Source organism: Streptomyces sp. NPDC020845, assembly GCF_044334165.1.
Classification (GTDB): domain Bacteria; phylum Actinomycetota; class Actinomycetes; order Streptomycetales; family Streptomycetaceae; genus Streptomyces.
Window position 1 is genome coordinate 557,081 of sequence record NZ_JBIRSJ010000007.1, and the last position, 9,388, is coordinate 566,468.

9 protein-coding genes and 1 pseudogene are annotated in these 9,388 nt (G+C 69.8%); 3 read left to right on the forward strand and 7 right to left on the reverse strand.

Features of this window, described 5'->3' with window-relative positions:
• Positions 1-131: 131 nt before the first annotated feature.
• From ACH4U7_RS21005 to ACH4U7_RS21015, 3 genes are read right to left on the reverse strand one after another with little or no spacing between them, the layout of a single operon-like run.
• Positions 132-1,160 (reverse strand): ABC transporter substrate-binding protein, encoded by a 1,029-nt coding sequence (locus ACH4U7_RS21005; protein WP_398529363.1) that lies wholly within the window; start codon positions 1,158-1,160, stop codon positions 132-134.
• A 54-nt stretch (positions 1,161-1,214) separates the two neighbouring features.
• Positions 1,215-2,087 (reverse strand): ABC transporter permease, encoded by an 873-nt coding sequence (locus tag ACH4U7_RS21010; RefSeq protein WP_398529364.1) that lies wholly within the window; start codon positions 2,085-2,087, stop codon positions 1,215-1,217.
• Positions 2,080-2,892, reverse strand: coding sequence for an ABC transporter ATP-binding protein (locus ACH4U7_RS21015; RefSeq protein WP_089512921.1), 813 nt, complete (start codon positions 2,890-2,892; stop codon positions 2,080-2,082). Before ACH4U7_RS21015 ends, ACH4U7_RS21010 begins: the two co-directional genes overlap by 8 nt.
• A 226-nt stretch (positions 2,893-3,118) precedes the next feature.
• Between ACH4U7_RS21015 and ACH4U7_RS21020 the strand changes: the two genes are divergently transcribed.
• Together ACH4U7_RS21020 and ACH4U7_RS21025 are read left to right on the forward strand one after the other, a co-directional pair.
• Complete coding sequence (locus tag ACH4U7_RS21020) at positions 3,119-4,846, forward strand: ATP-binding protein (protein WP_398529429.1); 1,728 nt, start codon at positions 3,119-3,121, stop codon at positions 4,844-4,846.
• The gene (locus tag ACH4U7_RS21025; protein WP_089512920.1) at positions 4,843-5,538 is read left to right on the forward strand and encodes a response regulator; all 696 of its coding nucleotides are present in this window, start codon (positions 4,843-4,845) and stop codon (positions 5,536-5,538) included. Before ACH4U7_RS21020 ends, ACH4U7_RS21025 begins: the two co-directional genes overlap by 4 nt.
• Positions 5,539-5,629: 91 nt before the next feature.
• Here the strand turns inward: ACH4U7_RS21025 and ACH4U7_RS21030 are convergent, their stop codons facing one another.
• Both ACH4U7_RS21030 and ACH4U7_RS21035 read right to left on the reverse strand, forming a co-directional pair.
• Positions 5,630-6,061, reverse strand: a complete 432-nt coding sequence (locus tag ACH4U7_RS21030; RefSeq protein WP_398529365.1) for a DUF4267 domain-containing protein — start codon at positions 6,059-6,061, stop codon at positions 5,630-5,632.
• Positions 6,062-6,318: 257 nt separating this feature from the next.
• Positions 6,319-6,765: an anthrone oxygenase family protein gene (locus ACH4U7_RS21035; protein WP_398529366.1), complete on the reverse strand. Its 447-nt coding sequence runs from the start codon at positions 6,763-6,765 to the stop codon at positions 6,319-6,321.
• 90 nt (positions 6,766-6,855) lie between these two features.
• On the opposite strand from ACH4U7_RS21035, the gene ACH4U7_RS21040 reads away from it, so the two are divergent.
• Positions 6,856-7,434: a TetR/AcrR family transcriptional regulator gene (locus ACH4U7_RS21040; protein ID WP_398529367.1), complete on the forward strand. Its 579-nt coding sequence runs from the start codon at positions 6,856-6,858 to the stop codon at positions 7,432-7,434.
• A 254-nt stretch (positions 7,435-7,688) separates the two neighbouring features.
• On the opposite strand, the pseudogene ACH4U7_RS21045 reads toward ACH4U7_RS21040, so the two are convergent.
• Positions 7,689-8,113, reverse strand: a pseudogene (locus ACH4U7_RS21045) (DUF4158 domain-containing protein); the annotation flags it as partial.
• Positions 8,114-8,226: 113 nt separating this feature from the next.
• On the reverse strand, positions 8,227-9,234 hold the full coding sequence (gene sbnB, locus ACH4U7_RS21050) for a 2,3-diaminopropionate biosynthesis protein SbnB (RefSeq protein WP_398529368.1): 1,008 nt from the start codon (positions 9,232-9,234) through the stop codon (positions 8,227-8,229).
• Between the last annotated feature and the right edge of the window lie 154 nt (positions 9,235-9,388).

The window sequence follows — 9,388 nt, forward strand, 5'->3', positions numbered from 1 at the left end:
CCACCGCGCGCTTGGTCTCCACCGGGGGGGGGGGGCCCGCCCCGCCCCTCCCCCCGCGGCGCCGCGGGGCCCCCCGGGGGCCGCGCGCCGGGCGCCCCCCGCCCCCCCCCCCGGCCGTTCGGGGCCTGGTGTCAGCCCGCCTTCTTCACGAACTCCGTGGTGTAGGTCTTGTTCAGGTCGACCTTGGCGTTCTTCAGGTTCGGGTTGAAGGACTTCAGGACGCGCTCGACCGTCGCCGGGCCGTCCGCCGGCATGACGCCGTCCTTGGTGAACATCGGCAGGGTGGACTTGATCGCCTGGGCGTAGAGCTCCTTGCCGCCCTGGGCGTAGTCGGCCGGCATCTTGGCGGCGATTTCCTCGGGGGTGTGGGTGGACATCCACTTGAGGGTCTTCACGAAGGCGTTGGCCAGCTTCTGGACGGTGTCCTTGTGGCTGTTCACCCAGGACGTGTTCATGTAGAGGCTGGAGGAGGGGTACGGGCCGCCGAGGGCGGCCTTGGAGCCTTCGGGGGTGCGCATGTCGAGGAGGATCTTGCCGAGCTTCTGGTCCGTGATCTGGGCGACGGTGGGGTCGGTGGTCATGCCGCCCTGGATCGCGCCCTGCTTCAGGGCCGCGATGAAGGTCTGGCCGGCGCCGACCGCGACCGGGGTGAATTCGCTGGTCTTCACGCCGCTGTTCACGGCCAGGTACTTGGTGAGGAAGTCGGTGGAGGAGCCGAGGCCGGTGACGCCGAGCTTCTTGCCCTTGAAGTCCTTGGGCGAGGTGATCTCCCCCGCCGCCTTGTTGGAGACGATCTCCACCTCGCCGGGTGCGTGGGAGAACTGCACGACGGACTCCACCTGCTTGCCCTTGACCTGGAGGTCCAGCGTGTGGTCGTAGAAACCGACCGCGCCCTGCACCTCGCCGGCCACCAGGGAGGTTTCGGCCTGGACACCGGCCGGTTCGCTGAGGAGCTGGACGTCGAGGCCCTCGTCCTTGAAGTAGCCGAGTTGCTGGGTGAGCATCGCGGGCAGGTAGATGACCTTGTCCAGGCCACCCACCATGATCTTGACCTTGCCGTCCTTGCCGTCCCCGCCGGAGTCGCTGCCGCATGCGGTGAGGGTGGTCAGGGAGAGCGCCGCGGCGACGGCCACCGCGGAGATCTTGGCGTAGCTGCGCATGTCACACGTCCTTGGGAGAAAGAGGGTTTCAGAAGGGGGAGGGAGAAGGGCGCGTCAGTGGTCCGCGCCCGGCTGGGCCGGCTTCCAGCGGAACAGCCGCCGCTCCAGGAAGGTCAGCACGCCCTCGGCCAGCAGGGCCACGACGGCGAGGATCACCATCGCCGCGTACACCCCGGCCGCGTTGAACGTGGACTGCGAGGTCGCGACCAGCAGCCCGATCCCCTTGGTGGCGCCGATGTACTCGCCGACGATCGCGCCGATCAGCGCGAAGCCGAAGCTGACATGCAGGCTGGTGAAGATCCACGAGGTGGCGGAGGGGATCACGACCTGCAGGGTGACCTGGCGGTTGCTCGCGCCGAGGATGCGGGAGTTGGCCACCAGGTTGCGGTCGACCTCCCGTGCCCCCTGGAAGGCGTTGAAGAACACGGGGAAGAAGACCAGTACGACCGCCGAGGCGACCTTCGAGGCCGGTCCGAGGCCGAACCAGATGAGGAAGATCGGGGCGAGGACGATACGGGGCAGTGCGTTGAGCACCTTGATGTAGGGGCCGAGTACGTCGGCGAGGAAGCGGGCCCGGCCGAGGCCGATGCCCAGGACCACGCCGGCGGCCACGCCGATGGCCCACCCGATCAGCGCCTCCTGCAGCGTCGTCCAGACCTGTTCCCAGAGCGGGCCCTGGGCGGTGCCGTTCTGGATCCAGTCCTTCAGCTGGTCCCAGACCTTCGAGGGCATCGAGAAGTTGAACGGGTCGATGACCGAGGTACGGGCGAACCACTCCCACAGCCCCAGCACCGCGACCAGGACCAGCGCGCGGGTGCTCTGGACGAGGATCGCGCGTTTGCGGGCGGCGCGGGCTCTCGCTGTCGTACGGCTCGCGCCCTCTTTGGCCGCGTTGTGTTTGCGTACGGCGGTCGTCGTCTCAGCCATTCGAGGCTCCTCTCTCGCGGGTGATCCGTACCTCTTCGCCGAGCGAGGCCCAGATCTCGCGGTAGATCTCGATGAACCGGGGCTCCAACCGCACCGACTCGACCTTGCGGGGCCGTGGCAGATCGATCTCGAACACTTCCTTGACGGTCGCCGGGCCGGCCGTCATGACCACGACCTTGTCGGCGAGGGCTATCGACTCCTCGAGGTCATGGGTGACGAAGACGACGGAGGCGCCGGTCCCTGACCACAGCTCGAGCAGTTCGTCGGACATCAGCGCCCGGGTCTGGACGTCGAGCGCCGAGAACGGCTCGTCCATGAGCAGGATCTCGGGGTCGTTGACGAAGGTGGCCGCGAGCGCGACGCGCTTGCGCTGGCCGCCGGACAGCTGGTGCGGATAGCGGTCCTCGAAGGACGCGAGCCCGACCCGGGCCAGCCACTCGCGCGCCCGTTCCTTCGCCTCCGCCTTCGGTACGCCGCGGAAGCGGGGCCCGGCCATCACGTTGGACAGCACGCTGCGCCAAGGGAAGACGGCGTCCTGCTGGAAGACGAAGCCGACCTTGGACCCGATGCCGCTGACCGGCTCGCCGGTCACCAGCACATCGCCTTCCGTGGGCTCTTCCAACCCGCTGACCAGCGTCAGCGTCGTGGACTTCCCGCATCCGGTGGGGCCGACCACGGCGACGAACTCGCCCCGCCCGACGATCAGGTCCAGATCCCTGACGGCGGTGTGGAGGCCACCGGACGGAGTCCGGAACACCTTGCTAGCGCCCCGCAACTCGATGGCAGGGCTCGTTTGTCTGCTCATGGCCGAGGAGGCTAGGAGTGGCGCGGGCCACACCGGCAGCCTTATGGGCACAACGCGCTCTTGTGCGCACAAGCCCCGTTCTGCTCGTTTAGCTCGCGCTACGGCAACGAATCCGCTACGGACCCTGTGCAACCAGCGCAGAGCGCCCTTACCGTGCGATTGCAGCGACGTAAACGGAATAGCTCCTACCGCATACGCGGAGGGCCTGGAGACGGGGGTGACCGAGATGCGGATCCGCTGGCCCAGACGCGTCTCCGGCCAGGTGCTGGCCGTACAGCTGACCCTCACCGCCGGGGTGATGGTGCTCGCCACCGGGCTCTTTCTCGCCCCGCTCAGCTCCGAGATCGACGACCAGGCGATGCACAAGGCGCTCTCCATCGCCCAGGCCACCGCCGCCGACCCCGGCCTCGCCCACGATCTGCTGACCACCGAGCCCAGCCCGCGCGGTCCGGTGCAGCAGACGGCCGAGCGGATCCGCCGGGCGACCGGGGCGCTGTACGTCGTGGTGCTGGACCGGCGCGGGGTGCGCTGGTCGCACACCAACACCGGGCGCATCGGCGAACATGTCTCGACCGATCCGGAGGCGGCGCTCTCCGGGCAGGAGGTCATGCAGATCGACGTCGGCACCCTGGGCCGCTCGGCCCGCGCCAAGGTGCCGCTGCGCACCGCCGACGGGAAGATCGTCGGCGCGGTCTCGGTCGGCATCGGCTACGGCAGCGTCCGCGACCAGCTGCTCGCCACGCTGCCCCGGCTGCTGCTGTACGCGGGCATGGCGCTCGCCGTCGGCGTGCTGGCCGCGATCGGTGTCTCGCGCAGTCTGCACCGCCGTACGCACGGGGTCGCGTTCGCCGATATCTCGGCGCTGCTCGACGAGCGCGAGGCGATGCTGCACGGCATCCGCGAGGGCGTCGTCGCCTTCGACCGGGAAGGCCGGATCCGGCTGATCAACGACGAGGCGCGGCGGCTGCTCGGCGTCGGCGCGGACGCCACCGGCCACACGCTGGAGGAGGCGCTGCCCCCGGGCCGTACCACGGAGGTGCTGGCGGGGCGGGCGGACGGGGCCGATCTGCTGACCGTCAGCGGTGGCCGGGTCCTGGTGGCCAATCGCATGCCGACCAAGGACGGCGGTGCGGTGGCCACGCTGCGCGACCGTACCGAACTGGAGCTGCTGGGCCGGGAGCTGGACTCCACCCGCGGGCTGCTGGACGCGCTGCGCGCCCAGGGCCATGAACACGCCAACCGGCTGCACACCCTGCTCGGACTGCTCGAACTGGGGCTCCACCAGCGGGCGGCGGAATTCATCGCCGGCCTCACCGACACCCACCGGGCCTCCGCCGAGCAGATCTCCGAGCGGGTGCGCGATCCGCTGCTCTCGGCGCTGCTCGTCGGGAAGGCCGCCATCGTGGCGGAGCGCGGGGTGTCCCTGCGCGTCTCGCCCCAGTCGCTGCTGTCCGAGCGGGTGGTCGACCCGCGCGACCTGGTGACCGTGCTCGGCAATCTGATCGACAACGCGCTGGACGCCGTGGCCTCGCAGCCCCGCCCCGACCCGTTCATCGAGGTCGAGCTGCGCGCCGAGGGCACCACCGCCGTACTGCGCGTCAGCGACAACGGGCCGGGGGTGCCGCCCGAGATGCGCGAACAGATCTTCACCGAGGGCTGGTCCACCAAACAGGACACCCCTGTGCCGACCCCGCGCGGGCGGGGCATCGGACTCGCCCTGGTGCGGCGGCTCGCCGAGCGGTACGGCGGGATGGCCCGGGTCACCGCCCGGGCGGGCGGGGGCGCGGTGTTCACCGTCATCCTCCCCGAAGCGCTCGATCTGGACGGAGCCCCTGACCCGGACCCGGGCCCAGATCCAGACCCGGCTCCGGCTCCGGTTCCTGCCCCCGCCGACGGCATCCGCGCAGCCAACGTCCCCATCCAGCAGCTCACCGCAGCGGGAGAGTCACGATGATCGACGTCCTCGTCGTGGACGACGACTTCCACGTCGCCGAGATCAACTCCGCGTATGTGGCCCAGGTGCCCGGCTTCCGGGTCGCCGCCCGTGCCCATACGGCCGCGCAGGCCCTGGCCACACTGGAGCGCATCCACGTCGACCTCGTCCTGCTCGACCACTACCTCCCCGACGAGACCGGGCTGACCCTCGTACGCCGGATGCGGCAGCTCGGCCACCACGCGGATGTGATCATGGTGACGGCGGCCTGCGATGTCGCCACCGTCCAGGCCGCCATGCGGTATGGCGCGCTGCAGTACCTGGTCAAGCCGTTCAACTTCGCGGGGCTGCGGGCCAAGCTCGACGGCTATATGACGCTGCGTCATACGCTGGAGGGGGTCGGCGGGCGCGGTGAGACGGGCCAGGAGCGGGTGGACCGTATCTTCGGCGCGTTCCGGACCGCCGACGCGACCGCCCGCTCGGCGCTTCCCAAGGGCCACTCCGCGCCGACCGTCGACCTCATCCGCCGCGCCCTGGACCAGGCCGACCATCCGCTGTCCGCGCATGAGGTCGCCGAGCGCACCGGTATCAGCCGCTCCACCGCCCAGCGCTATCTCAAGTATCTGGAACACGCGGGCCGGATCAGTCTCACCCTCAAATACGGCGACACCGGCCGCCCCGAGCACCGCTACTCCTGGGTGGCGGTGAGCTGACGGCACTCCGGCGCGCCGTCGGGCTCCGCCAGGAAGCGCACTTCCCCGATGTCCGCTTTCCGGTCGCCGAGCAACACGCGGGCATGGCGCGTTAGGCGGGCTGAGGGGCGGGCGTTGCCGGAGCGGCCGCGACCTTGCCGGTCTCGCGCATCATCAGCAGGCCGTTGACCACCATCAGTGTCGCGGTCAGGCCGTGGACGCCGAGCGCGGTGGCCACGGAGCCGTGGTGGGCCAGCACGGTGGCCATGTCGCCGTACGCGGCGAGGGCCTCCACCAGCAGCGCCCAGCCCAGCGCCCGGCGGTGGCCCGTCACCAGCAGGATGCCCAGGACCAGGGCCAGGACGACGTCGCGGATTCCCTTGATGATCAGGAAGCCGCCGCCGTCGCCGTCGCCGGACGGCCAGCTCGGCAGGCCGAAGCCCGGCGCCGTCGTCTCCGGGCTCAGGATGAACTCCGTCCCGAACCAGAGGATGAAGAGGATGAAGGCGGCGGCCAGGACGGTGTTGATCTTCTTCAGCGACACTGTTCTTCTCCTTGCGAGTCTTCGTCAGCTTGGTGAGCTTCGTGGAGCTTGCTGAGTCGTGCGGGGCCTGATCAGGCCGCGCGGACGCGGCTGAGCGAGCGGGCGTGGCTCGTCGGGATCGCAGTTGTGGGATCCGAGCGGCAGCCGCATTCCCGGATATCGGGATTTCGGTGGCCCGCTGCCGCCCGGGGAGTGGGGTTGTGCGCCACCGGCGCGGCGTCAGCCCGCGGGGTCAGCCGCGGGGTCAGCCCGCGGGGTCAGGCGAGGGCGGCGACCAGCAGGGTGAAGGCGGCGATGATGACGGCGACGCGGACATAGTGGAAGCGTTCCCAGCGGTTCAGCTGCTCTTTCCAGTCCTCGGGCCGGTTCTCGGGGGTCCATGCCTTGTTCCGGTTGTTGATCGGGACGAGCAGCAGGATCGACATGATCACGCTGAGGATCAGCAGCGCGGCGGCGGTGACGACGAGGCCGGCGCCGTCGTGGTGCCACCCGGCGATGGCCCAGACCGCGCTCAGTGCGAGTGAGCCGATGTACCAGAACGGCATCACGGCGCCGAGCATCCGGCCCCCGTGGGCGTGGCCGAGTTGGCCGCTGTCGCCGGGGAGGGCGTTGAGGATCCGGTTCATGATGAAGGCGACGGAGAACTCCACCCCCACCATCAGGCCGACGACCACGGTAGTGAAGACCTCGAGTGCGGTGAGCACGATACCCCTCCTGGCATCTAGTGTTGCTAGCTGATGAGGCAACGCTAGTACTACTGCCGCTCGATTGTCTAGCGATGCTAGGATCGAATCATGTCGGTACAGGAACGCAAGCAGCGCGAACGGGCGGACCGCGAACGCCTCATCGTGGCGACGGCCCGCGAACTCGCCGAGCAGCAGGGCTGGGACGCGGTCACCACCCGCCTACTCGCCGAGCGCATCGAATACAGCCAGCCCGTCCTCTACAGCCACTTCCGCGGCAAACGCGAGATCATCGGCGCCGTCGCCCTCGCGGGCGCCACCGAGATGGCCGTGGCGGTGCGGGCCGCGACCGCCGGCGCGAACAGCCCGCGCGAGCGGGTCGCCGCCCTCGCCCGTGCCTACCTTGACTTCGCCGCACGCAACCCGGCGGTCTACGACGCCATATTCCAGCTCGACGGCGGCCTGGCGTACGCACAGGAGGACACCCCGGAACCTCTCAAGGACGCCTTCGCCGCCCTGCTGGAGACCCTCGGCGAGGTCGCCGGGGACGGCGTCCACCCGGGGCTGTTCACCGAGACGTTCTGGGCGGCCCTGCACGGGATCGCGACCCTGACCCGGACGGAACGGCTGCCGCCGGAGTACACCGAGCAGAGGGTGAAACTGCTGGTGGACCGCCTCGCCATGCTCTGACACACCGTCCCAGCGGGCACGCAGCCGGGGTCCTCGGGCCCCGCTGCCTGCCCGCGGCTTCGCTTCCGGTCACTCGCGCCCGCATGGCGCAGCTGCCGTTCAAGCTCATCCCCACCACGATGTCCTCGCGCACCGCCTCCCACACCTTGCCGTCCAGCAGCCGCGCCCTGGGTCGGACCACCGGTTCGACGGCGACGCGAACACGTCCCGGCCGGGAGGTCCGCGTTGTTGAACGCCGCCCGCCGCCAGACCGGCGGCACCGCGTCGTCCCCGGGCGGGACCAGCTCCTCCACCGTCGCGTACAGCCGCCGCTCGGCGATCGAGCGCACCTCCGCGACCTGCCGGGCCAGCACGCTCGCCCCGGGCAGCAGCGCCCGGTTCCGCCGCAGCCAGTGCACCGACTGATTGAACAGTCACCGGCCCCTCGGCGTTCGTCCACGCCCGGCCGTGCAGAAACGTACGGGACAGCCGGCCCCACTCCGGGTCCTCGTACTGGTGGTAGCCGTAGGCGTCGCGAATCTGATTTCCGCGCCGCTTGCCGATCAGCGCACGGTCGACTTCATCGAGGCAGAAGAACCTCTCCGGCTCGGGCCTCGGCGAACTTCCCGTACGCCTCGGCCTGCTCAGAGCCGAATGCCGCCCAGAGGTGCTCGGGCTCCGTAGACGCGGGCCGGGTCAGTCTCACCCGCAAATACGGCGACACCGGCCGCCCCGAGCACCGCTACTCCTGGGTGGCGGTGAGCTGACGGGGCGGCCGGTGGCCCAAGCGGACGAGGGTCCCAACGAAAGGGGTTACCAGCGGGTGGTCTCGCCGAAGAAGTCGTCGATCGCGGTGGCCTCCCCCGCCTCCGTCGCGACGCGGTAGATATGCGCCCCGACCGCGAGGTCGAGGACGCCGAGGCCGAAGGGGGAGAAGATGACGGGCTTGTCCGGGCCCGTGGTGACCTCGCCGCGGATGTGCTGGGCGAGGGTGCCGGTGACGAAGTCGCGGTTGCCGTATTTCTGCTCGGCCAGATGCGGGGAGGTGTTGGCCTTGAGGCAGTGGTCGACGTCGTCGACGATGTTGTACGAGTCGTGGATGATCTCGGGGCCGATGTCGCGCAGCGAGATGTTGAGGACGACCTGGCCGGGGGCGAAGGCGCGCGGGTCGAGGACGTAGGGTTCGCCGGCGGTGGTGGCGAAGACGATGACGTCGGCCACCTCAAGGGCGGTGCGCAGGTCGTCGGTGGTCTCGGCGCGGTAGTTGAGGGAGTCGGTGGCGTATCCGGCGAGGGCCTGGCCGTATTCGGGGTGCTGGTCGTGGACGACCACGGTGTCGATGTCCCACTCCTGGGCGGCGAAGAACTCCAGGATGTTGCGGGCGATGATGCCCGCGCCGACCACGGCCAGCCGACGGGCGGTGCGGCCGCCGGTCAGCTGTTCGGCGGCGAGGACGGCGGAGGCCGCGGTGCGGGCCGCGCTGATCTGGGAGGCTTCCAGGACGGCGAAGGGGTAGCCGGTGGCGTAGTCGTTGAGCAGCAGGGCGGCGGAGGCGCGCGGGATGCCGTTCTTGATGTTGCCGGGGAAGCTGCCGATCCACTTGATCCCGGCGACGTCGTGCTTGCCGCCCAGGTAGGCCGGGAGCGCGATGATCCGGCTGTCCGGTTTCTCGGGGAAGCGCAGGAAGTAGCTGTCCGGGTTGACGGAGTCGCCGTCGCCGTGGGTCAGATAGGTTTCCTTCACCTCCCGTACGATCTCCCGGCGGCTGCGGCCGATGATGTCGCGGGCCGTTTTGCCGCCGATCACGCTGAACTCGAACACGGGTTTCCTTCCGGTCGTCGGGCGGGCTGTGGGTGGCATTGCGTGGCGTGGGGGGCGGGCGGGTGGCTGGGGGGGGCCCTCACCACCCGGCTTTTACCAAGAAAAAAGAAGTTCTGTTTGTTGTTAGGAGTATATTACAATCTAAATAAAAAAA